General features: G+C 64.7%; 22 protein-coding genes and 1 pseudogene. 11 read left to right on the forward strand and 12 right to left on the reverse strand.

Annotation, left to right across the window (positions count from 1 at the left end; genetic code table 11):
* The coding region (locus tag VGM71_RS06145) for a hypothetical protein (protein ID WP_331543058.1) at positions 1-520 on the forward strand (520 nt) is incomplete at its 5' end.
* 103 nt (positions 521-623) lie between these two features.
* Positions 624-1175, forward strand: coding sequence for a DNA-3-methyladenine glycosylase I (locus VGM71_RS06150; RefSeq protein WP_331543060.1), 552 nt, complete (start codon positions 624-626; stop codon positions 1173-1175).
* On the opposite strand, the gene VGM71_RS06155 is transcribed toward VGM71_RS06150, so the two are convergent.
* From VGM71_RS06155 to VGM71_RS06165, 3 genes are all read right to left on the reverse strand, one after another.
* A complete protein-coding gene (locus tag VGM71_RS06155) occupies positions 1165-2013 on the reverse strand; it encodes a class I SAM-dependent methyltransferase (RefSeq protein ID WP_331543062.1) in 849 nt (282 codons plus the stop codon). The two genes, VGM71_RS06150 and VGM71_RS06155, sit on opposite strands and share 11 nt — an antisense overlap.
* A 59-nt stretch (positions 2014-2072) precedes the next feature.
* The gene (locus VGM71_RS06160) at positions 2073-3056 is read right to left on the reverse strand and encodes a JmjC domain-containing protein (RefSeq protein ID WP_331543064.1); all 984 of its coding nucleotides are present in this window, start codon (positions 3054-3056) and stop codon (positions 2073-2075) included.
* 120 nt (positions 3057-3176) lie between these two features.
* Positions 3177-3644, reverse strand: coding sequence for a carboxymuconolactone decarboxylase family protein (locus tag VGM71_RS06165; RefSeq protein WP_331543066.1), 468 nt, complete (start codon positions 3642-3644; stop codon positions 3177-3179).
* 91 nt (positions 3645-3735) lie between these two features.
* On the opposite strand from VGM71_RS06165, the gene tadA reads away from it, so the two are divergent.
* A complete protein-coding gene (gene tadA / locus VGM71_RS06170; protein ID WP_331543068.1) occupies positions 3736-4239 on the forward strand; it encodes a tRNA adenosine(34) deaminase TadA in 504 nt (167 codons plus the stop codon).
* Here the strand turns inward: tadA and VGM71_RS06175 are convergent.
* Together VGM71_RS06175 and VGM71_RS06180 are read right to left on the reverse strand one after the other, a co-directional pair.
* Entirely contained in the window at positions 4236-5042 is an 807-nt protein-coding gene (locus VGM71_RS06175) for an NAD-dependent protein deacetylase (protein ID WP_331543070.1), read from the reverse strand. The genes tadA and VGM71_RS06175 overlap by 4 nt on opposite strands.
* Positions 5039-5782 (reverse strand): hypothetical protein, encoded by a 744-nt coding sequence (locus VGM71_RS06180; RefSeq protein WP_331543072.1) that lies wholly within the window; start codon positions 5780-5782, stop codon positions 5039-5041. The genes VGM71_RS06175 and VGM71_RS06180 overlap by 4 nt, the downstream gene beginning before the upstream one ends.
* Positions 5783-5968: 186 nt before the next feature.
* Between VGM71_RS06180 and VGM71_RS06185 the strand changes: the two genes are divergently transcribed.
* From VGM71_RS06185 to VGM71_RS06205, 5 genes are all read left to right on the forward strand, one after another.
* A complete protein-coding gene (locus VGM71_RS06185; protein ID WP_331543074.1) occupies positions 5969-6607 on the forward strand; it encodes a response regulator transcription factor in 639 nt (212 codons plus the stop codon).
* Between the two features lie 103 nt (positions 6608-6710).
* Positions 6711-8345 (forward strand): phosphoglucomutase (alpha-D-glucose-1,6-bisphosphate-dependent), encoded by a 1635-nt coding sequence (gene pgm, locus VGM71_RS06190; protein WP_345786172.1) that lies wholly within the window; start codon positions 6711-6713, stop codon positions 8343-8345.
* A 109-nt stretch (positions 8346-8454) separates the two neighbouring features.
* On the forward strand, positions 8455-8916 hold the full coding sequence (gene msrB, locus VGM71_RS06195) for a peptide-methionine (R)-S-oxide reductase MsrB (RefSeq protein WP_331543078.1): 462 nt from the start codon (positions 8455-8457) through the stop codon (positions 8914-8916).
* The gene (gene msrA, locus VGM71_RS06200) at positions 8913-9416 is read left to right on the forward strand and encodes a peptide-methionine (S)-S-oxide reductase MsrA (RefSeq protein ID WP_331543080.1); all 504 of its coding nucleotides are present in this window, start codon (positions 8913-8915) and stop codon (positions 9414-9416) included. The genes msrB and msrA overlap by 4 nt, the downstream gene beginning before the upstream one ends.
* 59 nt (positions 9417-9475) lie before the next feature.
* Entirely contained in the window at positions 9476-9673 is a 198-nt protein-coding gene (locus VGM71_RS06205) for a hypothetical protein (protein WP_331543082.1), read from the forward strand.
* Positions 9674-9700: 27 nt separating this feature from the next.
* Here the strand turns inward: VGM71_RS06205 and gph are convergent, their stop codons facing one another.
* From gph to VGM71_RS06220, 4 genes and pseudogenes are all read right to left on the reverse strand, one after another.
* Positions 9701-10378: a phosphoglycolate phosphatase gene (gene gph, locus VGM71_RS06210; protein ID WP_331543084.1), complete on the reverse strand. Its 678-nt coding sequence runs from the start codon at positions 10376-10378 to the stop codon at positions 9701-9703.
* Between the two features lie 85 nt (positions 10379-10463).
* A pseudogene (locus VGM71_RS17650) lies at positions 10464-10616 on the reverse strand (DUF6766 family protein); the annotation flags it as partial.
* 34 nt (positions 10617-10650) lie between these two features.
* Positions 10651-10812, reverse strand: a complete 162-nt coding sequence (locus tag VGM71_RS06215) for a hypothetical protein (RefSeq protein WP_331543086.1) — start codon at positions 10810-10812, stop codon at positions 10651-10653.
* A gap of 134 nt (positions 10813-10946) precedes the next feature.
* Positions 10947-11789: an SAM-dependent methyltransferase gene (locus VGM71_RS06220; protein WP_331543088.1), complete on the reverse strand. Its 843-nt coding sequence runs from the start codon at positions 11787-11789 to the stop codon at positions 10947-10949.
* A 244-nt stretch (positions 11790-12033) separates the two neighbouring features.
* On the opposite strand from VGM71_RS06220, the gene VGM71_RS06225 reads away from it, so the two are divergent.
* Positions 12034-13215 carry a lactonase family protein gene (locus VGM71_RS06225; RefSeq protein ID WP_331543090.1) on the forward strand — a complete coding sequence of 394 codons (1182 nt, stop codon included), beginning with the start codon at positions 12034-12036 and terminating at the stop codon, positions 13213-13215.
* 131 nt (positions 13216-13346) lie between these two features.
* Complete coding sequence (locus tag VGM71_RS06230) at positions 13347-14156, forward strand: SAM-dependent methyltransferase (RefSeq protein WP_331543100.1); 810 nt, start codon at positions 13347-13349, stop codon at positions 14154-14156.
* Between the two features lie 76 nt (positions 14157-14232).
* Here VGM71_RS06230 and VGM71_RS06235 read toward each other — a convergent pair whose 3' ends face one another.
* From VGM71_RS06235 to VGM71_RS06245, 3 genes are all read right to left on the reverse strand, one after another.
* Positions 14233-16404, reverse strand: coding sequence for an amylo-alpha-1,6-glucosidase (locus VGM71_RS06235; protein WP_331543092.1), 2172 nt, complete (start codon positions 16402-16404; stop codon positions 14233-14235).
* A complete protein-coding gene (locus VGM71_RS06240) occupies positions 16382-17449 on the reverse strand; it encodes a glycosyltransferase family 4 protein (RefSeq protein WP_331543094.1) in 1068 nt (355 codons plus the stop codon). Before VGM71_RS06240 ends, VGM71_RS06235 begins: the two co-directional genes overlap by 23 nt.
* 133 nt (positions 17450-17582) lie before the next feature.
* Positions 17583-19364 (reverse strand): thiamine pyrophosphate-requiring protein, encoded by a 1782-nt coding sequence (locus tag VGM71_RS06245; protein WP_331543096.1) that lies wholly within the window; start codon positions 19362-19364, stop codon positions 17583-17585.
* A gap of 520 nt (positions 19365-19884) precedes the next feature.
* Here VGM71_RS06245 and VGM71_RS06250 point away from each other — a divergent pair.
* On the forward strand, positions 19885-26828 hold a 6944-nt coding region (locus tag VGM71_RS06250), incomplete at its 3' end, for an autotransporter-associated beta strand repeat-containing protein (RefSeq protein WP_331543098.1).

The raw sequence follows: 26828 nt of genomic DNA on the forward strand, positions 1-26828 counted from the left end.
TGGTTGGCCGGAACGGCGTAGCGAGGTGCCGGTCGTGGCGTCGAGAAGCCGGTCGATGGAGCGCAGCGCCGATGAATGGTCCGCCGCCATGCACGTCTTCCAGGACCACCCGACGACCCGGCATGAGACGGTCCGGGAACCATATGCGGTGCAGCCATCGGCTCCGGATGACTACGACCCGCGTCAGCTGGGCGCCGAAAAGCATGCCCTGTACTGCGCCCTGCAGGAACGTATTCCCGAAGCCTCGCCAGATCGTCTTCTGCAGTTCACGGCGGCCTGCCATGCGCACCGCATTTCGGCCAGCAACCTGGACACGATTCACGTAGATGAGCCGAGCATGACCGTCAACATTCGCGGCAAGGATTGGCTGGCGACGCCGGCTGTCATCGACCTGACCGTCGCACCGCCCCTACCGGAACAATCGGTCGCGCAGATCCAGCAGGTCGATCAGCAGCGGATGCAGATCGCGCATGAGATTGCGCAAGCGGCACAGCTTAGCCAGCAGGGACCGGTGCTATGAGGTGGCCGTCTTTAATGTATATGTTGGCATCCGCGTGACCTCGCACTAGCGAGTCAACCGATGCGATAATCGGTTCCAGTGTCCCTGGTGTTCCTAGGATTCCATGAGCAAAGAACCGAAGCGTTGCGCGTGGGCCGGTACCGACCCGCTTTATCTGGACTACCACGACACGGAATGGGGTGTGCCTCTGCACGACTCCCGCATGCTATGGGAACAGCTGATGCTGGAAGGTTTCCAGGCAGGCCTGTCGTGGATCACGATCCTGCGTAAACGCGAAAACTTCCGGAAGGCGTTCAAGGGTTTCGAGCCGGCGAAGGTGGCCCGCTTCGGCGAGAAGGACATCCTGCGCCTGCTCGACGATGTTGGCATCATCCGCTCGCGCGCGAAGATCGAAGCCACGATCAACGGCGCGCGTATCTACGAAGCAATGCGCGAAAGCGGAGAGGACTTCGACAGCTATTGCTGGTCGTTCACCGACGGAAAGGTGATCCGTGGCAACGGCAAGACGGTTCCCGCGACGACGCCCCTGTCGGTCACCATCTCGAAGGACCTCAAGATGCGAGGCTTCAAGTTCGTGGGACCGACGATCACCTATGCCTGGATGCAGGCCGTGGGTATCGTCGACGACCACGTCACCGGATGCTTCAGACGCTGACCTCGCCGACAGTCAGCGTGAAGGTCTGCAGGAAATGGAAGTCCGGACGGTGCAGCGCGAAGTCCGCATGCCCAGGGTCGCAGAGCCGTTCCAGCGCTTCGTAGTCTTCACCCGAAAGGTAGGGGCGCAGTCGTTCGCCCCATGAGTCGCGGAAAATGGTCTCGACGAGATAGCGCTCGTCTTCCGGCCGCACCGGGGACAGGCGTTCTATCGCCACGGTCTGCGCCGTGACGTTTCGAAGCCCCGCGGCGCGAAGCAGCCCGACAAGGGAACGCACCGCCGCCAGGTCGCGTTCGTCCAGCTGGTAACGATCCCTGTAATACTGGCGCACCGCTTCATTCACCAGCCGCTCGAGCCGCGAATCCCAGGCGAAATACATGTCGGGGAGTAGCGAGCTCTGGCCGAGCGCGATGCGTCCGCCCGGGCGAAGCAGGGACGCAGCGAGCGTGGCCCCTGCGAGGGGATCCCGCAGATGGTTGAAAGTATTGACCGACCAGACCAGGTCGAAGCTCCCGGGGGCGAACGGTAGTACGGTCAGGTCAGCCTGCATGACCAGCGCATTCGCCGGAGCCATGGCGCGAGCGGAGGCGACATGGGCTCCCGCCAGGTCGATGCCGATGACGCCGCCTTCGGCCCCGACTTCTCCGGACAGCCAACCCAGTGTCTCGCCGGTGCCGCAGCCCGCATCGAGGACACGCATGCCGCGCGTGAGCCCCAGGCCCGCTATCGCCCGCCGGATTTCCGGTTCAGCAAAGGCATTGAAGAGACGCAGTTTTCCGGAGTAGTCACGCGCCGCGGTGTCGCCGAGCAGGCCGCCGGGTTTAGCTGGGTTGTTCATGCGGCCTTCGTGCCGTGACGGTGTGCGAAGCCTACGCCGTCACGGCGGGAAGATGTACCTCAGTAGGAGCCGGGCGGCGCTTTCTCGCCGAGCCAGCCTTCTTCCGGTCGTTGCCTCGAGCGGATGCCACCCCACGCCGTCAAGGCGCGCAGCGCGAGCTGCCGGCTCACGGCCAGCAGGTAACCAAAGGGTGCCTTTGCCGCGTCGAGGGCGTGCGAATGCCCCGGATAGGTGGGGCGCATGCCGAGGTACTTGCGGCACACCCTGTTGAACTGGTGGACCCGCGCAGTGCGCAAGGTACGGCTGGTGTAGAAGGTGACGCCAATGGATACCGACACGCCGTCGCCTGGCATGACCCAGCCCGCGTCGGAGCGCGTCATGTGCGGCGACGTGGTCGGAAAATACACTCCGTCGCCGGGACCGCTGTCGAAGTCGTAGCTGTTCGGGCGCGAGGAGTCCTTTAGACGTACCTCGCGCAGGGTGTGGCTCACGATGAAGTCTTCCACGTGCGCGGCCGATATCGCCTCGCGATCCGTGGGATCCCACACGCTCAGCGTTTTCCGCCCGTGCAGCTGCAGCCAGAAATTGTTTTCGCGGTCGATGTGGAACGGGGTGACCGATGGCGGCGCCGAGATGAAGATGAAACCGGTGACCGCGAAGATGCCGGGTTCCTCGCGCTCCACGCGCTCGCGCAGTCCGTCGATGATTTCCTGGAGCAGGGCGGCATAACGGGGTATGGCTTCGACGTTGTAGAGGGCGATCCAGGAGCCGGGCTCTTCCATGCGACGGAAGACCTCGTCGATGTCGCGGCCGTCCGGGTGGCTCGCCTCGTGGTGGAAGGCGGACGCCTGGGTCAGGCCAGGCCGGACAAAGCGGCACTGCTGCAGCGGCACCAGTTCCCGCGCCAGCTGCGCCAGCTCGGCAAGCTGGAACAGCGGATGCAGGTGAAAGTCGTGGTGCAGTCGATGGATGGCATGGGTCGAAAAATCCGCACCATCCTCGGGCCACACGGCATGCTTGGCCGCGCCGGTTTCGTGTCGCATGGTTCACCCTCCCCAGGCGTCCCCTGTCTCCATGGGAGGGTCGTACGAACCTGCGGGCTTTGCTATCCGCCGGACGGTCTACGCGCAAGGTCATGCGGCAGGCCATTCGGCGACGGGATCTCAGGCTGCCTGGGAAAGCTTCGTCGCGGCGCCGGGAGCGTTGCGGAAAGCCACACCCATGCGGTTGAAGGCGCTCATGAGCGCGATCGCCACGGACAGGTCCACTAGCTCCTTCTCGCTGAATTCGGCGGCGGCAGCGGCATAGTCGTCGTCGGGAACGCCCGTCTCGGCCACGTTGGCCATCGACTCGGCCCAGGCGAAGGCGGCCTGCTCGCGCGGGGTGAACACCTCGCCGGCCTCGCGCCAGGCCGGCGTGAGGATCAGCTTCTCGAACAGCACGCCGTGCTTCACCAGGTCCTGGGAGTGCATGTCGATGCAGAAGGCGCAGTTGTTGATCTGCGAGACGCGGAGGTAGACCAGGTTCACGAGGTTCTGGTCGAGGCTCGAATGGCTCATGTAGCCATGGACGGCGAGGAGGCCCTTGACGCTCTCCGGGGCCACTTTCATGTAGTCGATGCGCTTGCTCATACGGGGATTCCTGTGAAAAGGATAGCTTGCGCGTGCCCACGGGCCGCTGGAAAGGGCCAAGATTCGACGTCTTGGATGTACCATCCGCGCCATGACAGACCTGCTCCCCTCCGATCCGGCCCCCTTCGCCGGCGCATCGTTTACCGATGCGGACCGCGCGTGGATGGCGCGGGCGCTGGAACTTGCCGTGCATGCCCGCGACGCGGAGGGCGAGGTGCCGGTGGGCGCGGTGCTCGTGCTGGACGGTGCCGTGGTGGGGGAGGGCTGGAACCGCAACATCGCGCTCAACGACCCGGCGGCCCACGCGGAGATCCAGGCCTTGCGTGCGGCTGGACAGGCGCTCTCCAACTACCGCTTTCCGGGCGCCACGCTGTACGTGACGCTGGAACCCTGCGTCATGTGCGCCATGGCGATGGTCCACGCCCGCGTGGCGAGGGTAGTGTTCGGCGCGACCGACCCGAAGACCGGCGCGGCCGGCAGCGTGTTCGACACCCTGATCTCGCCCCTGCACAACCACCGCGTGGACGTGGCTGGCGGGCTCGAGGCGGAGGTGGCAGGCGACCTGCTGCGCCGCTTCTTCCGCGACCGCCGTTAGGCGTAAGGCGCCAGGGCCTCGGCGCAGGAGCGTTCGACCTTGAGCGTGAGCAGGACATCGGCCCGGGTGACACCCAGGTTCACCGAGGCTATGGGCAGGCCACGGCGTGACGCTTCCAGGACGAACCGGTAGCCGGAATAGACCATCAGCGAGGACCCGACCACGAGCATGGCGTCGGCACGTCCCACGTGTGCCCAGGCGATGTCCACGCGGGCACGGGGCACGTTCTCGCCAAAAAAGACCACGTCGGGCTTGAGGATGCCCCCGCAGACGGTGCATGGCGGAACCCTGAAGTCCGAAAAATCCACACCTTCGAGGTCCGCATCACCGTCGGGCGCTATCGTCGCCTGCAGGGCCATCCAGGTCGGATTCGCGTCCTCCAGCCGCTGCTGCATGCCGGTTCGCGGCGTGATGTCGCCGCATTGCATGCAGCGCACGCGATCGAGCCGGCCGTGCAGGTCCACGACGTTAAGGCTGCCAGCGGCCTCGTGGAGGCCGTCGACGTTCTGGGTGAGTAATAACTCAATGCGACCGGCATGTTCGAGCGTCGCCAGGGCATGATGCGCCACGTTGGGTTCCACCGAAGCGAAATGGCGCCAGCCGATCATGCCGCGTGCCCAGTAGCGGGCACGTGCGGGCGGGCCGCTCATGAAAGCCTGCAGGGTCATCGGCGGGCTTCGCTTCCACGCGCCCTGGCCGTCGCGGTAATCGGGAATGCCGGAATCGGTGCTGATACCGGCACCGGTCACCACGAACAGACGTTGGTGTCTGTCGATGAAGTCGTGCAAGGGATCGATGTTCACGGCTCGGGACTATAGCCTGATGCCGGGACCTGTTCGCGAAGGACGCGAAGCACGCCGGAGGCATGGTCGGCGAAGCGCCTGATGGCGCGGTCGATGTGCGCCCGGCGTCCATTTTCCAGTTCGCGCTCCAGCGTGAGTCCGACCCGGGAGAGCTCGCTGGCTTCGGCCATGCCGAGCGCGCCCGACACGCGATGCAGCCATGCCTGGAGCATTCCCACGCCCGGACTTTCGAGCAGGACATCGAGGTCGGCGAGGTCGCTGCACAAAGCCCGGTCGAGCGCGACGACCACCTCGCGCAGCGCGGCTTCGCCGCCAAGGGTGTCACGCAACGCTTTCACGTCGATGTGCGGCGGTGCGCATGGAAGGTCGAACGCGAGTTCCACGATGACCCGGTCACCGAAATCCGGGCCGCTTTCGGTATGCACCACGCCGCCGATCGATGCGACGGTCGCTGCGGCCGCGCGCAGCCGGGCGCAGTCGCGTGCGCATGCGCCGCGGCTGTCGACAACCGTGAAATGCAGGAGTTGGCCCGCCACGCCGTCGCCCACCACGTCCACGTGTAATGCCATGTGAGTAGCGCCGTGCTCCATCGCGCGATCGAGCAGCACGGCCAGCACGTCCTCAAGTGCTGGAAAGGGGCCGGCAAGGTCCCGTGCAAGCGCGGGATCCACCTCGATCTCGAATGTCATGCGCCGCGCGCGTGCTTTGGCGGCGTAGCGTTCGGCCAGGCGCGAAAGCACGCAGGGAAGGCCCCCGTCCAACCGCGCACGATCACGGGTTTCGCTGCGGGTACACGCGGCAAGCCACGCCGAAATGCGCCGGCGCAGTGGCATCAGGATGCGCGATATGCTCAACTCTGCGCTCCACCGATGGTATTCGAGACCGGTACATCGGTGACTGGACAAGCAAGATAGGACGGATCACTCATGGTCTACCGCGTCATTCTGGCGGACGATCACCCCGTGGTGCTGAAGGGCCTCAGCCTGGCCCTGGCCAAGGACGGACTCGCCACCGTCGTGGCCGAGGCGCAATCGCCCGACGAATTGCTGGGATTGCTCGCGACGACGCCCTGCGATGCCCTCATTACCGATTTCAGCATGCCCGCGCCCGGACGCGATGGGCTCGCCCTGTTGAACGACGTGCGGCAGGCGTACCCGGGACTTCCCGTGATGGTGATCACCACCCTTGCGAACTCCGCGCTGTATCGCGAAATCATCGGTACCGGCGTGCTCGGCCTTATCGGCAAGTCGGGCGACACCAGGGAAATTCCCGAGGCCCTGATGGAAATCCTGTCGAACCATGTCTACCTGGGAGCCTCGGTACGCGAAGTGATCGGTGCGCCGCCCGGTGCGCCACTTGGAAAATCGGGCACGCTGGCCGACCTTTCCCCGCGGGAACTGAAGATCCTGCGCCTGTTCGCCGCCGGCAACAGCGTCACCGACATCGCCAGGGCGACGGGCCGCGGACTTTCCACCATCAGCCAGCAGAAGTCGAATGCGATGAGGAAACTTCGACTGGATACGGATGCGGAGATCTTCGAATACATCGAGCGATTGCGCCTGTAAAAGCACGATAACCATGCCGCGTGTCCGGGGACATGGAAGAAATCTCAAAACACATCGTATGCTTGCGGATATCGCAGTCGAAGGAGAGCTATCGGTGAGTGCCATGATCAGCCCGCTTGCGGGCAAACCTGCCACGGAAAGCCAGCCAGTCGACGTGGATGCCCTTCTGGCCGCCTACCATGACCTGAAGCCCGATCCATCGGTAGCGGAACAGAGGGTTGCCTTCGGTACATCGGGACATCGCGGCTCGTCGTTCGATCGCTCGTTCAACGAGTGGCATGTGCTGGCCGTCGTGCAGGCCATTTGCGACTACCGCGCGCAGGTCGGCGTCGATGGCCCCGTATTCGTGGGCATCGACACCCATGCGCTTTCCCGTCCTGCCTTCGAAAGCACGCTCGAAGTGCTCGCGGGGAACGGTGTGGCGACGCAGGTGTCGGCAGGCGGCGAATTCACGCCCACGCCCGCGGTCTCGCACGCGATCCTCGTTCATAATCGTGGCCGCGATCGTGGCCTCGCGGATGGCATCGTCATCACGCCTTCACATAATCCGCCCGACAGCGGCGGCATCAAATACAACCCCCCGCATGGTGGACCGGCCGACACCGACGCCACGGGTTGGATCGCCGCGCGTGCCAACGCGCTCATCGAGGGCGGTCTGCGCGAGGTGAAGCGCACGCCGTTTGCCCAGGCGTGCAAGGCCTCGAGCACACACGACTACGATTTCCTGCAGCGCTATGTCGGGGATCTCGGCGACGTGCTGGACCTGGAAGTCGTTCGTGCAAGCGGCGTCCGCATGGGCGTCGATCCGCTTGGAGGCGCCGGCGTGCATTACTGGAACGCCATCGGCGAGCGCTACGGCATCGACCTCACCGTCGTGAGCGAGGTGGTCGACCCCACGTTCTCGTTCATGTCGCTGGACTGGGATGGCCGCGTGCGCATGGATCCTTCCTCGTCATACGCCATGCGGCGCCTGATCGGCCTGAAGGACCGTTTCGACGTGGCCTTCGCATGCGATACCGACCACGACCGCCATGGCGTGGTGGCGCCCAGCGTGGGTCTCATGCCTGCGAACCATTATCTGGCCACGGCGGCGTGGTACCTGTTCCAGAACCGGCCCGGCTGGCGTGCTGACGCTGCGGTAGGCAAGACCGCCGTCAGCACGGCGCTGCTCGATCGCGTCGCCGCCCATCTCGGGCGTCCGCTGCGCGAGGTGCCGGTCGGCTTCAAATATTTCGTGTCCGGTCTCTACGACGGCAGCCTCGGCTTCGGTTGCGAAGAAAGCGCCGGTGCATCGTTCCTTGCGAAGGATGCCTCGGCGTGGTCCACCGACAAGGATGGCATCATCGCGGCGCTGCTGGCCGGCGAGATGACCGCGCGCCTCGGCAAGGATCCCGGCCAGGTCTACGCCGACATCACCGCCCAGCTCGGCAACCCGGCCAATGCGCGCATCGACGCGCCGGCGAACCACGCGCAGAAGGCAAAGCTGTCGAAGCTCGCGCCCGAACAGGTCACCTCGTCGACGCTTGCCGGCGATGCGATCACCGAAGTGACGAACAAGGCGGACGGACAGGCAATCGGCGGCATCAAGGTGATCTCGGCCAATGGCTGGTTTGCCGCCCGGCCTTCGGGCACCGAGGACATCTACAAGGTGTACGGCGAAAGTTTTCGTGGCGAAGAGCATCTTCGCGCGATTTTCGAGGAAGCCCAGGCCATGGTCGACCGCGCGCTGGCGGACTGATGCCGATATCCGCACGACCTAGAAACACTCTTTCGAGGGTCCCCGGGCCCGTTGCATCGCCACGCTTTGACCGCATTATGGAGGGAGTTTCATCAGGAGGCTCCTACACATGTCCGACTATCGCAAGACGCCCGAAGCCGTTGCCAAGCTGACCCCGGAGCAATACCGGGTGACCCAGGAAAGCGCGACGGAGCGCCCGTTCCACAATACATTCCATGACAGCCACGAGCCTGGCATCTACGTGGATATCGTCTCCGGCGAGCCGTTGTTCTCCTCCCTGGACAAGTTTGACAGCGGTTGTGGCTGGCCCAGCTTCACCGCACCCCTGGAAACGGCGCATGTCCTGGAGAAGCACGACGGCACCCACGGGATGATCCGCACGGAGGTTCGTTCCACCCATGCCGACAGCCACCTGGGGCATCTGTTCCCCGACGGCCCGCGCGACCGCGGTGGCCTGCGCTACTGCATCAACTCCGCATCGCTTCGCTTCGTTCCCGTGGCCGATCTGGAGAAGGAAGGCTACGGCCAGTACGCCAGCCTGTTCGCCGGTGAAAAGGGAGGTGCGGCATGACCACGTCCCGCGCCATCCTCGCCGGCGGCTGCTTCTGGGGCATGCAGGACCTGATCCGCAAGCAGCCCGGTGTGATTTCCACCCGCGTGGGTTACACCGGCGGCGACGTGCCGAATGCCACCTACAGGAACCACGGTTCCCATGCCGAGGCCATCGAGATCGAGTTCGATCCGGCGACGCTCAGCTACCGCAAGGTGCTGGAGTTCTTCTTCCAGATCCACGATCCGACCACGATGGACCGTCAAGGTAACGACCGCGGCGCCAGCTACCGTTCGGCCATCTTCTACCTCGACGACGAGCAGAAGGCCGTGGCCGAGGACACCGTGGCCGATGTGAACGCCTCGGGCCTGTGGCCGGGCAAGGTGGTAACCGAGATCTCCCCGGTGGGCCCCTTCTGGGAGGCCGAGCCGGAGCACCAGGACTACCTGGAGAAGTACCCCAACGGCTACACCTGCCACTTCATCCGCCCCGACTGGGTGCTGCCGCGACGGGTTGCGTGATCCGATAGCCCCGCCGGCTCTGGTATAAGGGCCGGCGGGGACTTCATCGTCCGGACCTCATGGAGGTGCCCACCCAACTCTTCTTCTACGTGGTCATCATCCTGGGTGTCTGGCTTTTCGATCGTTATCGGGAAGGGCAGGCGCGCCAGTTGCAGGCCGCCCAGCTGGAATCGGCATTGTCCCAAGCCCGGCTGGAGGCGCTGCGCCAGCCGCTTGCTCGTCCCACATGTGTCGCGGGAAACGCATACTCGCGCTGATCAAGGCATCCATCGCGGCGACCCGCGTCAACTGACCTCGTGGAGCCGGTCGCTTCCCGACACTGTCAAAAGGTCGGGCATGCGATCGATCACGGCGACGGCACCGGCGGTGTGGAGGTCCAGCGACTTGCGATAGCCGTAGCTCACCAGCACGAAGTCCATGCCGGCATCGCGGGCGGCAAGCACGTCGCTCTCCGAATCGCCGACCACCAGGACCTTGTCGATATCCACATAGGCCTGCGTCGCGAGATAGCGCATGGGCACACCGCTTGGCTTGCGTTCCGGCAAGGTGTTGGCACCGACGATGCCGTCGAAATAGGACAGGATCCCGCGAGCCGCCAGCAGGGGACGAACGAATTCCTCGTTCTTGTTCGTGCACACCGCGAGCTTCACGCCTTCGGCGTGCAATGCTGCCAGCGTGTCGACCACGCCGTCATAGGCGATGCCATCGAGGGCCGTCTCGGCGTAATGCTCGAGGAATCCAGGCATGACCTTGTCGATATCGGCATCGCTGCCGGCGTGCCGGAATGCGGAGGTAATGAGCTTGCGCGAGCCCTCGCCGATCCAGCCCGTGATCTGCGGCGTGCCGTAGGTCGGAAGCTTCCAGTCGCGCAGGGTGCGGTTCACGGATTCGGCGATATCGGCCGCGCTGTCGACGAGCGTGCCGTCGAGGTCGAAGATGACGAGGGAATAGGGGAAGGCCAAGGCGCCGTTCCAGGTAGAAAGCAGCAATTCTACGCCTCTGGCGAGACGGCCAGGACACCGGGGCGAGCTGGCCCGCCGAGATAATATACCGCAAGCCCGTCCCGGTTCTCCAATGGCAAAAGACAGGTTCCTGGTTGTGAGCGGTATGACCGGTGACGGCCTGGGCCGACCAGGCGGCGAGCATCATCGCCAGGACCACGAGGCTCAAGCCATTCCGCCTGAAGAACGTGTCCGTCATTCGTAAACCTCCATCGTGGGGATCGACACGGTGCTTATCGAGATTGCAGTTCCGCCGAAAGCGGGCTTTCGATATCGAACGTTTCCCACAGGTGGGCGAGCGTGCGTTCGCTGCGTTCTGCCCAGCCGCCGGGAAACTGGAACGTGTTGAAGACATCCAGGATCAGAAGCGCGGAACGGGACTCTTCTTCGGCCATAGGGACCTCGCGGTTTGCTCTGTCGAAAATCAGAGCACACCGCAACCGACGTGAAAGACACGCGCAGACTCCCACCAGGCATACCTCTCTCACGGACCGGGGCGTGCCGGCCGGAGTTGGAGCGTCGCGTCTTCCTAACGGCGCGTGGCGAGCACCCCGTCGAGCGCCAGCTCGGCCTTGAAGCCCGATATGTCAAGTCGTCGTGCAACCTCCCGAGGCACGTCGCGGCCGCTGGTGAGCTTGTTCGGGCTGCCCGTGTAGTGGAAAAGGCGCCCCCCACGGCGCAGCACTCGGGCCAGTTGTTCGTAGAACGCCCGCGAATAGAGCTCGCCGGCGATCCCGAAGCGTGGCGGATCGTGAAGCAAGGCGTCCACGGATGCGTCGCCGATGCCGCCGATCGCCTGCGAGACGTCGGCATGCGTGAGGGTCAGCCGCCCGCCGTACGACGGATTGCCAGGCTCGGGCGACCAGGGATTGAGCGTCCGCAGCCACAGCACGTCCTCGTTCTTCTCGAACGACCGGATACTGCCCACGCCGGATTCAAGACAGCAGGCCGCGAAGTAGCCAAGCCCTCCACATGTGTCCAGGACGGACTTGCCGCGAGGCTCCACGAGCGCGACCTTGCGCCGCGCGTCGTCGACCGGCGACTCTTTCGACGTAGGCAGCATCTTGATGCCGTCGATCTCGAAAGTAGGCACTCCCCACGGCGTGGGCACGAGCTTGATGAGCGAACCCGAGAAACGTGACGCGCCGATAAAGTCCTCACCATCCCAATAATGGATGGTCCGATCCTTCAGGCGCGCCGGATAGGGATATTCGTGATCCTTCCACCGCCAGCGGTCGGCTCCCAGCACGGCGGTGCCCGTCGTGCGGCCGAGGTCGAGCGAGCCGGTCCACTCCGTGGTACCGGCATCCCGGGCAGCCGACAGTGCGTTCGCGAGGTCGCGCGTCAGCAGGGGGCCTGAATAATGGACCACGATTCGTTCCCAAAGAAACGAATGGTAGCAAGGACACCAGGGATCAGAACTTGTCCGTCCATGACAGCCTTGGCGAAAGTTGCCGGGCGAGCCTCATATTCTAGTGATCGCCGGGCGGTACGCCTTGCAAGCAACTGCTTTTTTGCCAATCCGGTCCCATTCCGGGCATGTCGCGTAACCTACCGGCATTCTCCCGACGAACTCCTTGTATCCCCCGCATACGCGGGGATCATTGGAGATAGTCATGCACAAACTGCACGTACTCGCGATGGCGCTCATCACAACGACAGCGGGCGCCTCGGCCGCGTCCGCCCAGCAGGCCGACCTTTTCGGCTTCGGCTCCCACGGTGGCTCGCACGTTTATGTCATGTCCAACGACAAGGGCCTGAACAGCGTGGCGGTGCTGAAGCGCGATGCCATCGGCCGCCTCGACAAGGTGGGTGTCTTCCGCACGGGTGGCAGGGGTGTCGGTACGGGTACAACCGCACCGCCGCCCGATCCGCTGGGCTCGCAGAACGCCTTGCTTCTGAGCGACGACGGGCACTTCCTCTTCGCGGTGGACGCCGGCAGCAACGAGGTATCCACTTTCCTTGTCCTGGGTGACCGCCTGCTGCTCATCGACGTCACGGATTCGGGAGGAACCTATCCGGTCAGTCTCGCCCAGCACGGGAACGAATTGTATGTATTGAACAGCGCGGGGCAGGCGAACGTCACTGGGTTCAGGATCGGTCTTTTCGGCACGCTCTCGAAAGTGCACGGTTCCACCCGCCTCATCGGCACCGACGAAGCCCTGGTGGGCAACCAGCCGAACGTCGGCAACACGGCGACTCAGCTCCAGTTCGATCGCACGGGGCGGTGGCTCGCCGTTTCGGTCAAGGATTCCCGCGCGAAGGGCTTCATCGAGATGTTTGCCGTCGACCGTTCCGGCGAGCTTGCGAAGGATCCCGAGATCACGCTGTCCAGGGACACGGCCGCCTTCGGCTTCACCTTCGACGATCAGGACAATCTTCTCATCGCCGAAGCCGGTGCGAACGCCGTTTCGTCCTACACCATCGAACGCGATGGCGACCTGCGCGTCGTGTCGCAATCGGTTCCTACCGGGCAGGCGGCGACCTGCTGGCTCGACGCCAATCGCCACTATGCGTTCACGGCGAACGCGGGTTCCAGTACGTTGACCGGCTTCCGCGTGGATGGCCATGGACGTCTTTCACCCATGACGACCGACGGCGTCGCCGCCAACCTGGGCGCAGGACATGCGCCCACGGACGTGAAGTTCTCCAGCGATGGCCGCTCGCTGTACGTCAATACGCCTGGCACCGGCGGTGTCAGCGCCTTCGCCGTGCGTGAGGATGGCGAACTGGTACCGCTCGGGGAAACGCCGGTGTTCTCGGCGTTCTCCGGGACACAGGGCCTCGCCGTGCAGTGATCGCCGCTTAAGGCGCGCCGGCCGGTCCGCCGGCCGGCGATGCCGCCAGCGCATCGAGTCCCGCGAGCACGAAGGTGGTCATGTCCTCGAGGAGGCCAGCCGACGTGGGCAACATGGCCTACTATCGCGCGATGAATACGCCGCTTCCGCTTCCTCCCCAACACCATGGTGTTGGCAGCCTCGCCTGTGTCGGCCTTGGCATGACCCTGGGCTCGCACCTCACGCCCCTGGCGCGCAGCCATATCGAGCAGGCGGACGTGGTTTTCGCGGCACTCTCCGACAGCATCGTCGAAGCCTGGCTGCATGGCATGCACCCGGACGTGCGCAGCCTCCAGCCTTACTACCGGGAAGGCAAGTCACGCATGCGGACCTACCGGGAGTGGGTCGACGTCATGATGACCGAGGTTCGCGCGGGCAAACGTGCGTGTGGCGTGTTCTACGGGCATCCCGGCATTTTCGCCTGGTCGCCGCACAAGGCGATCGAGGTAGCGCGGGTGGAGGGCTTCGAAGCCCACATGGAGCCAGGCATCTCGGCCGAGGACTGCCTGTATGCCGATCTCGGCATCGATCCGGGTCGCTTCGGCTGCCAACATTTCGAAGCCAGCCAGTTGCTTTTCTACGAACGCCGGATCGATGTCACCGGGTATCTCGTGCTTTGGCAGGTAGGCGTGGTCGGGGATCGCTCGTTGAAACGTTTCTCCACCGGCTCACAGCATCGGCAGGTGCTGGTCGACGTGCTGGCCGCAGATTATCCCCTCGACCATGAAATCATCCTCTACCGCGCGGCGACGCTGCCCATCGAACAGGCACGCATCCGCCGCGTGGGCTTGCGCGACCTGCCGCATACGCAACTGACAGCCGAGGAAACCGTGATTCTTCCGCCCGCGCAAGAGCTGAAACCGAACGTGGCTGTGCAGGAACGGCTCGCCGCGCTGGAGTAAGGAAATTCCACCGCCTGCCGTCAACGGTCAGAGATCGAACGACGCTGACACATAAAACGTACGGGGCGTTTCATCCTCACACCCGTACATCCACGGTGACGCCCTCGGCCCCGGCCTGCCGCTCCACAAGGGCAAGCACGCGGCCATCGACGCGGTGGAAATGCAGGTCGACGGCGCGGTCCCCCAGGGGAAGTTTCCGTATCCGCAGGTGATCGACACCCAGGGGGAGGGAGGGCCGGTCGATGAGCAACCGCCGACGCCGCCCATCGATGTGGAGCCCGAGGCAGGCTTCGAGCAGCATGAAGATGCTTCCCGCCGCCCAGGCTTGCGGAAGACAGGCGACGGGATACGCTATGGGCGCCTCGCCCACGACGCGCTCGAAACCGCAGAACAGTTCGGGCAGGCGCATGCCGAAGTGCACCGAGGCTTCGAACATGTTGGCAAGGATGCGAACCACGCTGTCGCGGTCGCCATAGCGGGACATGCCGGCGGCACACAGGGCGACGTCGTGTGGCCAGACCGAACCGTTGTGGTACGACATCGGATTGAACCGTGCCGCTTCGACCGCAAGCGTACGCACGCCCCAGCCGCTGCTCAGCGCCCGCGAGGTCAGTTGGCGGATGACCGCCGCGGCGCGTTTCTTCCGTATCGCTCCCGCGAACAGCAGGTGCCCGGGATTGGAGCTGCGTACGCGGCACGGATGTTGCCGGCCGTCCAGTGCGAGGGCGTAGTACCTCATGTCCTCGATCCAGAACAACCGCTCGATCGTATCCCGTAAGGTCTTCGCCAGGCCCCGCCACCGTTCGGCGGCCTGCGTCTCTCCCCGCCAGTCCGCCATTTCGGCCATGTCGCGGTAAGCCCGGTACGCGTAGCCCTGAACTTCGACGAGCGCGATGGGACCTTCCGCGGAGCTACCGTCCTCGTGGAAGACCGAATCGTGGCTGTCCTTCCAGCCCTGGTTCGCCAGGCCGCTGGTTTCTCCCCGCTCATAGGCGATAAGTCCGTGGGGATGGAGTCCGGCATTCGTTTCGATCCATCCGACGGCCGACAGCAGCGACGGCCAGAGCTCGTCGACGAATGCGCGGTCACCGGTTCGTCTGGCATATGCGCCCGCAAGCATCACGAACAGCGGCGTGGTGTCCACACCGCCGTAGTACCGGCTGAAGGGCACCTCGTTCACCGAAGCCATCTCGCCCTTGCGTGTCTCATGCATGATCTTGCCGGGTTGCGAATCATAGAACGCGGAGGTTTCGCGAGCCTGGTGTTCGGCCAGGAAGGCGAGCACACCGCGAGACAGTCCCGGGTCGAGCCATAACGTCTGCAGCGAGGTCACGATGGCGTCGCGACCGAACGGCGTGGAGAACCAGGGAATACCGGCGTAAGGGTAGGGCCCTGTCGGCAGGTCGGTCGTGAGCAGCGCGAGATCCGCGTGCGACTTGTCCAGCCACGACTGGAACAGCCGGCCGGATGCGGCGGTCCACGCGCCGCGTTGCCGCCGCAGTCGAAGGTGGCGCCACGCGCGGGCGGCTGCCTGCCGGTAGCGGGGCCTCGAGGGTTCGGCGCCGCACGGGCCGACCTCCAGGTACAACTGCCAGGCACCACGCGCCGCGAGTGTGACATCGAAGGTGGCGTGATTGGGAGCGAGTTCGTCGGGATCCTGCGAGAAGTCGATGGAAACGCGGCGAAGCACGCCATCGAGGCCCTGGTACGCGAAACCTGCGCTTCGCGACGACAACTCCGGCGTATGGAATTCGCCGCGACGCGTGCGCGTTTCCCCGCGAACCTCGAACATGTCGCGGAAATCGGCGGCGAAACGCAACTTCAGGGAAATCCGCGTCGTCACGTCGCTGTAATTGACGAGGCGGATGAATTCGAAGATTCGCCCTTCCCAAAGGAAGCGCTTGCGCTCCACGTGCACCACTCCCTGCGGCGTCGGCGAGCCCAGTGACGGCAATGGCTGGTTGGTAAGGTGAGCGGTGAAATAGAGGTTGTCCTGGCTCACTCCGCTCGAAAGCAGCGAGGGGCGAACATCACCCAGCGTGAGCACGAAGGAGGAAAGCACGCGCGTGTCGTTTCGGAAGAAGCCATCGCCGTTACCCGTGACGTTGCCGTGCGCATCGGCAACAAGGAAGCTGTCACCCTCCTTCAGGGCGAATTGCGAGACGGTGGCGTGCGCCTCCGACATGGGTTCCGTGATATTCGGCGAATAGTCTTGCATCTCCACCTCAGGCATTGGTGAGGCAGGCATCCGCTTCCAGGCCGAGAGGACGCCCCAGGCGTTCGTAGAGTTCGGTATACCCCAGCGCCATGGTCTGTGCTGTGAAGCGCTGCTCGAAAACCTGCCGGATATGCCGCCTGTCCAGCGCACCCGCGCACGAGACGGCATGGGCAGCAGCGGAAAGATCCTTGACGATGAAACCGGTGACGCCATCGTCGATCACTTCGGGTACCGAGCCGTGTCGCCACGCGATCACCGGCACGCCGCAGGCCATGGCCTCGATCATGACCAATCCGAACGGCTCCGGCCAATCGATCGGAAAGAGCACGGCATGGGCGTGACCGAGGAAGTCGGCTTTTTCGTCATCGCCGATCTCGCCGATGAACTCGATATCGGGGCTGGCGAACAAGGGGCGAATGGCCTGTTCGAAATAGTCGCGATCCGCGCCGTCGACCTTGGCCGCGATCCTCAGCGGCATGCCCACGGCCCGGGCAATGGCGACGGCGCGATCGGGACGCTTCTCTGGAGCTATCCTGCCGAGAAAGGCCAGGTAGTCGCCCTTCGGCCGATCCGGCATCTCGTATGACGCCGGATCGAGGCCATGCGGAACGTTACCGAACCAATGGGCAAACGGCATGGGTGCGCGTTGCGCCTGGGAGATTGAAACGAGCGGATAGCGATGCCATCGGCGATATGTATCGGGCAGGTCCTTCATGTCGAGACGACCGTGCAGGGTCGTCAGTGTGCGCTCCGCCAGCGACTCGAATAACGGGAAGTGCAGCATGTCGGTATGGAAATGCACCACGTCGAATTCATCGATGCGCTCCCTCAGGTCGTGCAGCATGCTCAGGTGGGCGGCAAGCTCCGATTTCAGGGGCGTGGGATCGAGGCGCAACGCCTGGTCGCGACCCGGTGACAGCCGTGCCTGGGTCACCGCGTCGGCGGCGGCAAACAAGGTGACGTCATGCCCCTGGGCGACGAGCGCTTCGGTCAGGTGGGACACGACACGCTCGGTGCCCCCATAGAGCCGCGGAGGAACGGCTTCGTACAGAGGGGCAACTTGCGCGATTCTCATAAGGGCGCCTGATGACCTGGCCAGCGGTGCAGGATTTCCACGAATACGGAGCGTTCCGTAAAAACCGCGTGACAGCACGGTGGAGCGCACCGTGCGTGCCGCGCCACGCCGTGTCTCTTGCCGATAACCGGTATCAGGCTCCCCCGAAGCCCGCCCATACCTCACGCAAGGTCTGCCTGATGATGCCGGGCGTATCCGGGTCACGTTTCGCGAGCGAGGTCATGAATGCCTTCGCCTGGGCGAGGGTGATATGTGGCGGAAGTGGCGGCACATCCGGATCGGTGACGAACTCGATGACAACCGGGCAGGGGGCGGCGAACGCCTCGCGCCAGGCGTCCAGGATGTCATCGGGGTTCTCGACGCGGATGCCCTTGAAGCCGAGCATCTCCGCGTAACGGGCATACGGGAAATCCTCCACGTCCTGCGCCGCCGCGAACTTGGGATCGCCTGCCAGCGCGCGCTGCTCCCACGTAACCTGGTTGAGGTCACGGTTGACCAGGACCATCACGACGAAATTAGGATTCGCCCAGCGCTTCCAGTACTGCTTGACCGTCACCAGCTCCGCGTTCCCGTTCATCTGCATGGCCCCATCGCCCACGATGGCCAGCACGTGGCGGTCGGGATGGGCCATCTTCGCTGTGATGGCATAAGGCATGCCGCTGCCCATCGTCGCCAGCTTTCCCGACACCGAGGTCATCATGCCGTCGCGAACCTTCATGTCGCGCGCGAACCAGTTCGTTTGGGAGCCGCTGTCGCCAGTGATGATCGCGCGATCGGGAAGGGCCGACGAAAGCTCCCAGAAGACCCGTTGCGGATTGATCGGCGAGGCCGGCTGCATTGCCTTGAGTTCCAGCGCCCGCCACCATTTGCGGATGTTTACCTCGATGCGCTCGCGCCATTCCGTGTCGGTCCGCTGTTTCAGAAGCGGTAGCAACCGGCGTAGCACGCCGGCACTGTCGCCTATAAGGTTTACCTCCGTCGGATAACGCATGGAAACGTTTCGCGGTGCGATGTCGATCTGCACGGCGCGTGCCTTGCCGTCTTCCGGCAGGAATTCAGAATACGGGAACGTCGTGCCGATCATGAGGAGGGTGTCGCAATTGTCCATCATTTCCCAGCTCGGCTTCGTACCGAGGAGGCCGATGGATCCGGTGACGTAGGGCAGATCGTCGGGCAACACGGCTTTGCCGAGCAGGGCCTTGGCGACGCCGGCTTGCAACTTGCCCGCGATCTGCGCGACCTCGGTGCCCGCGCCCAGCGCGCCGGCGCCGACGAGTATGGCGGGCCGTGAACCCGCATTGAGAACGTCGGCGGCATGTTGCAGTTCCTCGTCGGATGGAACCGGGCGTGCCGGTGCCTCGCCCACGCCGGAATAGACACTGCCATGCGCCCGGGGCGGGCTGGGCACGGCGGGCATTTCCTGGAGATCGTTGGGCACGATGATGCCGGTTACCGCACGCTCGGCCTGCGCAATGCGGAACGCCCGATCGACGACATGCCGCATCTGCGCCGGACTGACCACCGTTTCGACGTAGTTGCAGACGTCGCGGAAGAGCGCCTGGAGATCCACCTCTTGCTGGTAGTCGCTGCCGAGGGCGGAACGCGCCTGCTGCCCGACGATGGCGACCACTGGTACATGGTCCATCTTCGCGTCGTAGAGGCCGTTGAGCAGGTGGATGGCACCGGGACCGGAGGTAGCGAGGCAGACGCCCACCTCACCCGTGAACTTGGCATGCGCAACCGCCATGAAGGCAGCCATTTCCTCATGGCGAACGCGGATGTAGTCGAAGCGTTCTGCTGCGCGGCCCATCGCTCCCATGATGCCGTTGATGCCGTCGCCCGGATATCCATAGATGCGCCGGACCTTCCATTCGCTCAGGCGGTCGAGAAGGAAATCGCCTACGGTCTTGCTCATGACGGGCTCCGGCAAAGATCAAGCCCCGTATGTTCGGACCGGGGGGATCGTCCGGGCGTGAACGAGGCGCAAGTTTGTGCGGCGAACGCCAGCGATCGTCCTGTGTGGATTCGTAGCGACGCGAACGGTCGTCAGGGCATCCCGTCGTTGCGGGGCGCAGAGGCGTAGAAGCGGGCCGATATCTTCGGGTTGCACCGTCTGCACAGTCATTTCTGTGACGCACGACACCTTTTTCGTAGCGAATAGCTTCCACGAACATTATTTATTTGTATGATGATTGCGTAACAGGGGGGCGTCTCCACGTCCATTTGCCGCTCGACTCGTGCTGCTACGAGTCGCGTAGGCGGGTGCTTGCCGAAATGTGCAGGCACTGCCAGGGAGCCGTAAGGTCAGATGCGACATCGCCATGCATCCATCAGCACCTTCACGTTGGCATTAGCCGGCTCCCCCGACCGCCATCTATTCGTTCCGCGTGCACTCGCTGCGCGCGGAACTCGCGTGTGTCCGACAGGGGAAAGTGATGAACCGCGTATTCCGTATCGTGTGGTCCAGGGAACTGAACACCTGGGTGGTGGCCTCCGAGCTGGCGTCGCGCCATGGCAAGGGACGTGGGTGCGGCGGTGCGAGCGTCGACGAACGTAGTTCTTCGCACACGCTGCGTCGCGCCGGCGCTCTCAGTGCGGGATTATTCGCGGCGCTGTTCGCGTTCTACACCCCGCACGCCTTCGCTGCCAACCGGTACTGGGACGTAAACCTGGGTGCTAACGGCAACGGTGGTACCGGTGCATGGAACACCACGACGGCTTACTGGAACTCGTCCAGCGACGGCGTCGCCGGTCCCTTCGTCGCATGGAACAACAGTGCGCTTGACGATGCCTTCTTCATCGGCAACGCGGGCCTGGTCACGCTGGGTGCGCCCATCACCGCGCACAACCTCAGCTTCGGCCTTGACGGCTACAGCCTGAACGGAGGGACGCTGACGCTGGGCGGAGCCACGCCGACCGTTTCCGTCGCCGCCGGCGCCGCCACCATCAACTCGATCGTGGCGGGCACTGCAGGGCTGACGAAGACCGGAGGCGGCCAGTTGCGCCTGACCGGGACCAATACCTTCACCGGTGACATCGACGTTCTCGCCGGAACTCTGAGCGTCGACACCGACGCATCGCTCGGCAATGCGGCGAACAAGCTGAACGCCACTTCGGGGACGGGCCTGATTGCGACAAACTTCCTCGCCGGAACGCGCGAAGTGACGATCACGGGAACGGGCCAGGTCAGCGTCAGAGGCGGCTTCTCGACGGTGCGCTTTACCGGAGCGGGTGGTATCACGGCTCTCAGCGGCGTGACCCTGAGCAACGCAGCGAGCGACTACACTGGGCCGACGATTTTCGGCCCCGGCGGTACCTTCGGCTTCACGTCGATCGGCAACCTTGGCGAGGCCAGCTCGCTCGGCGCACCGACTACGACCGCCAACGGTCTTATTACGGTGGGTGCGGGCGGTGGTCTGGGTGGATCCCTCATTTACTCCGGCGACGGAGACACTTCAGACCGCGGCTGGGTATTCAACAACACCTCCAGCGGCGGAAACCTGTTGCGAAACGCCGGCACCGGCACCCTGACCCTCAATGGAAACATCGCCGCCAACGGTGGGACGCCGTCGATGGCCTTCGACGCGAACACCGCAGATTTCAACCTGGGCGGCACCATCAGTTCCAATTCCGGCCGGACCATCCAGTACATAGGCGGCGCGGGGCACACGATCACCCTCGGTGGCGGCAATTCATACGGGGGTGGGTCGACCATCAACGGCATCACAGTGAAGGCTTCGACGCTGGCGGATTTCGGTACCAATAGCTCGTTCGGCACCGGTGCCAGCGCCATGGGCACGATTGGCATCGTGAACGGCATCCTGAGCTATACCGGAGGCGTCGCCAGTGCCAACCGTACCTTCGCGATCGACGGAGCCACCAGCACGATTGCAAACGACAGTGCTTCCGGCGGGCTCGCGCTGAGCGGTGCCGCGAGCTTTACAGCGGGTGGTATCGACGCGCTCACGCTAGGTGGCACCTATACCGGGGCCAATTCGTTTTCGGGCGTCATTTCGGGCGTCGGCAGTGTGGTCATGAATGGCTCGGGCACCTGGACCCTGGGCGGCGCGAATACTTATGCGGGTACGACCACCGTCCAGAGCGGAACGCTCGTCGCCAGTAACGCGGACGCTTTGGGTGTTTCCAAGGGCCTGATCGTGAACGGCGGCACGTTGGACATGCAAGGCGTCGACATGTTCGCGCCGTCGCTGGCCGGCACGGGCGGCACGCTGAACATCGACGGCGGTTCGCTCACGCTCAAGTCGACCTCGGGCAGCACCACGTACGCTGGCAGCATCGTCGGTGCCGGCTCTCTCACCAAGCTCGGTGCAAGCACGCAGACGTTGACGGGCAGCAACACGTACACCGGTGCCACCACCATCGGCGGCGGCACCCTGGCGCTCGACTTCACGGGCGCCGGTGCGCCCACCTCCAATATCATCGGCAGCGCGTCCGCCCTGACCATGAGTGGAGGCACGCTGACGGTGACAGGCAAGAGCGCGGCGAACAGCCAGGGCTTCGGCGGGCTCAACGTCACGGCCGGCAACAATCGCATCAATGCGACGGCCGGTACCGGCGGCACGCTCGCACTGGCCCTCGGCGGCATCAATCGCACCGGTGGCCTGATCGATTTCGGCTACAACACGGGCGCGACGATCACCACCACCCATGCCGACGGCGCGCTCGGCGGCTGGGCCACGGTCAACGGGAGCGACTATGCGCAGGTGACCGGCGGTGTGATCACCGCCTTCGCGGATTACAGCAACAAGGACGATGCCAGCCAGTGGCTGAACGACGATATCGTCAGCGATGCCGGCGGCAACGCCAACACGGGTTATTTCAGCACGGTCAACGGCAATGTCACGCTTGGTGGTCTCAAGTACACGGCGTTGGCCAATTCGACGGTCAACGTTGGCGCGGGCAACCTGCTGGGCGTCGACGGCACCATCATCGTGACCTCGACCGTCGGCGGCAGCAGGCAGACGATCCAGGGCGGCTCGTTGAGTGGAGGCGCCGGGGGCGGCGCCCTCGGTGTGCAGCAGAACAGCACCGGCACATTTGGCGTGGCGTCGACGATCGTCGACAACGGCACTCCCACTAGCTTTACGGTGGGCGGCTCCGGCACCGGCAGCGTCGTTCTGATCGGCAGCAATACCTACACCGGCGTGACGACCGTAAGCGGCAGCACGCTGAACTTCAACAGTGTCGCCAACGGCGGCGCTGCAAGCGCCATCGGTGCTTCCTCGGCCGATGCAGCAAACCTGGTGCTTGAGAATGGCATGCTGCACTACACGGGTGCCACGGCCTCGACCGACCGTGGCTTCACCTTGGTGAACGGTGGCCCATCGCGGACGATCCAGGTCGACGTTGGCACGGATCTGACCTTCTCAGGCCAGGTCACCAGCCCGGACGATGCGGGCTTCACCAAAGCCGGCAACGGCACGCTCACCTTCACCAACGCGAACAACGATTTCGTCGGGCCATTGACCGTCACCGGCGGTGAGCTATCCATTGCGACGCTGGCCGATGGTGGGCAGGCCAGCAGTCTCGGCAAGGCGACCAGCGATTCCGCAAACCTGATCCTCCAAGGAGGCGGATCGCTGCAATACACCGGCGCCACCACGGCCACCGACCGTGGTTTCACGCTGGGTGGTGGCAATGGTCGGGTCGACGTGGCCCAGGGGGGAACCGATCTGACGGTAAGCGGCATCGTCACGGGTGCCGGCGGCCTGTTCAAGGATGGCGATGGCACCCTGGTGCTCAGCGGATTGAACAACTACACCGGCGGCAATACCGTCACCGCCGGTACGTTGCGCGCGGGTTCCAACCAGGCCTTCGGCGGGGCGGCCAACGGTGCGGGAGCAGGCCAGCTGACCGTGGCTGCCGGTGCGACGGCCGATCTGGATGGCCATGCGATCTGGGTGACGGGACTCAACGGCGCGGGCAATGTCACGCTTGGTGCGGCCACGGGCGTGCTGGAGCTTCGCGGCACCGGCACATTTACCGGCACGATCAGCGGCGCAGGCAGCGTGTTCGCCGGATCCGGATCGGTGCAGACCCTCAGTGGTTGCGGTAACAGCTATACGGGTCCGACGACTATCGCCAGCAGCACGCTGACGGTCGATTGTCTGGCCAATGGCGGCCAGAACAGCAGTATCGGCGCATCCAGCAGCGCTGCCGCCAACCTGTCGATCAATAGTGGATGGCTCGCCTATAGCGGAGCCGACGTAAGCACCGACCGGAATATCCTGCTTGCGGGTAGCAGTGGGATCAGCGTCCTGAGCGGCACAACCACCTTGACGGTGACCGGCGTGGTCCAGGGCAGCGGTGGTCTCGTCAAGGGCGGCGACGGTACCTTGCTGCTGACGGGAACCAATACCTACGCCGGTGGCACGCGAGTCGGCCAAGGCGTGCTGCGCGCCGCTTCCAACCAGGCGTTCGGCACCGGCAACATGACCATGGAGAATGTTACCGGTGCGAAGCTCGATCTCGACGGTCACGACAACGTCATCCGTGCGCTGATCGGTGGTGGGGCGGCGGGCGGCGATGTACTGCTCGGCGGCGCGACCATGACCTTCAGCGCAACGGGCGGCAGCACTGCCGATTTCGCCGGTAAAGTTTCTGGGATGGGCGCCGTCGTCAAGGGAGGGACCTATCGGCAGCTCTTCAGCGGATGTAACAGCGACTACGACGGCATCACCACGATCAGTGCGGGCACCCTGGCGGTGAACTGCCTCGCGAACGGCGGCGTAGTCAGTTCGCTGGGTGCTTCCAGCGCCGACACCGGCAATCTCGTGCTCAATGGCGGCACGCTCGAATACGCGGGCACCGGCAGCTCCACGGACCGTCTCTTCACTCTCGGACCATCGGCTACCAGCGCGCTAAGCGCGACCGGTACGGGCGCGGTGCAATTCACCAACACCGGTGCCATCGACTTCAGCCTCGAAAACACGGCACAAAAGGTCACACTGACCGGTACCAGCACGGCCGACAACAGCCTCGCCGCGCAAATCACCGACAACGGCACAGGGCAAACGTCGCTGGGCAAGACCGGCACGGGCACGTGGATCCTGCGCAACGCCGCCAGTACCTTCACCGGTGCCACGACGATCTCGGGTGGCGTGCTGGGCGTGGACCATCTCACCAACGGCGGCCAGGCAAGCAGTATCGGCGCCTCGACGGGCGCTGCGGCCAACCTCGTGATCGGCAACGGCGCCACGCTGCGCTACACCGGTGCGGGCGATACCACCGATCGCCTGTTCACGCTGTCCGCGGGCAGCAGCGTCATCGAATCGTCCGGCACGGGCGCCATCGTCTTCGCCAACACCGGTGCGGCTGCCTCCACGGGTACCGGCAACCGCACCCTGGGCCTGGGCGGCAGCAACACCGGCGACAACACGATGGGCGGCTCGATCACCGACGGTCCCGGCGGAATCACCACCGTCGCCAAGAACGGGAGCGGCACCTGGCTGCTGACCGGCGCCAATACCTTTACCGGTAACACCGTTATCAACGGCGGCACGCTGCAGGTGGGTAATGGTGGCACCACGGGCAATATCGGCAGCGCGATCATCACCGTGGCCGTGGGCACGCTGGCTTTCGATCGTTCCGACGCGTTCGATCTCGACGGTACGATTTCCGGTGGCGGTAACGTACGCCAGTCGGGCACGGGCACGACCGTACTCACGGCTGCCAATACCTACACGGGCGGTACCTCGATCACCGGCGGCACGCTGCAACTGGGCAATGGCGGCACCAGCGGCAGCATCGTGGGCGACGTTGCCGACAACGGCACCCTGGCGTTTGATCGTTCCGACACTTACACGTTCGCCGGACTCGTCTCCGGCACCGGTGGCGTGAGCCAGACCGGCACCGGCACCACCGTGCTCACCGCAGCGAACAGTTACAAGGGCGCCACCTCCGTGGCGTCGGGCACGCTGATCGTCGACGGTGACCAGACCGCGGCGACGGGTGCCACCACGGTACTCGCCGGCGCCACCCTGGGTGGCAAGGGCACGATTGGCGGCAACGTGACGGTCACCGGCGGCACGCTGAACCCGGGCGATGCCGGCGGCGCGGCCGGCACGCTCACGATCGGCGGCAACCTCTCGCTGGATGCGGCGTCGGCGCTGAAGTACCAGTTCGGCCAGCCCGACGTGGTCGGCGGGCCGCTCAACGACCTGACCGTGGTGCACGGCAACCTCTCCCTCGACGGCAGGCTCGACTTCAGCGCGACGCCGGGCGGCAGCTTCGGCCCGGGCCTGTATCGCATCATCAGTTACGACGGCACGCTCGCCGACAACGGCCTCGACATCGGTACGAACCCCGGCGGCAGCTATCAGGTACAGACCTCGGCGGCGCATCAGGTCAACCTGCTCAACAGCAACGGACTGACGCTGAACTTCTGGGACGGTCCGAACGGTCACGGCAACAATACCGTCGACGGCGGCAACGGCGTCTGGCAGAACGACGCCGGGAACAGCAACTGGGCCGACCAGACCGGTCAGTACAACGCGCCATACCAGAACGGCGAGTTCGGCATCTTCATGGGTGCGGCGGGCACGGTCACCGTGGACGACACCCTTGGGGCGGTGAACAGCTCCGGCATGCAGTTTGCCGTGGACGGCTACACCGTTACCGGCGATGCGATCACCCTCAACGGTGCGTCGAACATCATTCGCGTGGGCGACGGCACCGCCGCCGGCACGGGCATGACGGCAACGATCGACGCCGACCTGCTCGGTACGGGCGGCCTGGTGAAGGACGACTTCGGCACGCTGGTGCTCGACGGCGCGAATACCTACACCGGCGGAACCTCGATCAACGACGGTACCTTGCAGGTGGCTAACGACGCCAACCTCGGCGACGCGGCCGGCGGACTGACCTTCGACGGCGGCACACTGCGCACTACGGCCGCGATGGCTACCGCGCGTGCGGTGGCGGTCAACCAGGGCGGCGCCACCTTCGAGACGCAGGACGATCTGGATCTCACCAATACGATCTCGGGCAATGGCGGCCTGACCAAGACCGGCACCGGTGCGCTGACGCTCGACGGCACCAACACGTATGCCGGCGGCACCACCATCGACGCCGGCAGTGTCCTCGTCTCCAGCGATGCCAATCTCGGCAGTGCGGGCGGCGCGTTGACCATCAACAACGGCGTGCTGGAAAACACGGCCGCGTTCTCGTCCGGCCGTGCCGTCACGATCGGTACGGGCAGCCGGTTCCTCAACGATGCCGACCTGACGCTGACCGGTGCCGTCGGCGGGACGGGCCAGCTGACCAAGGACGGCAGCGGCGCGTTGATTCTCGCTGCCGACAACACCTACACCGGCAACACGCTGATCGACGCAGGCACGCTGCAGATCGGCAACGGCGG

This window comes from Luteibacter sp. (genome assembly GCF_036499525.1).
In the GTDB taxonomy this organism is placed as follows: Bacteria; Pseudomonadota; Gammaproteobacteria; order Xanthomonadales; family Rhodanobacteraceae; genus Luteibacter.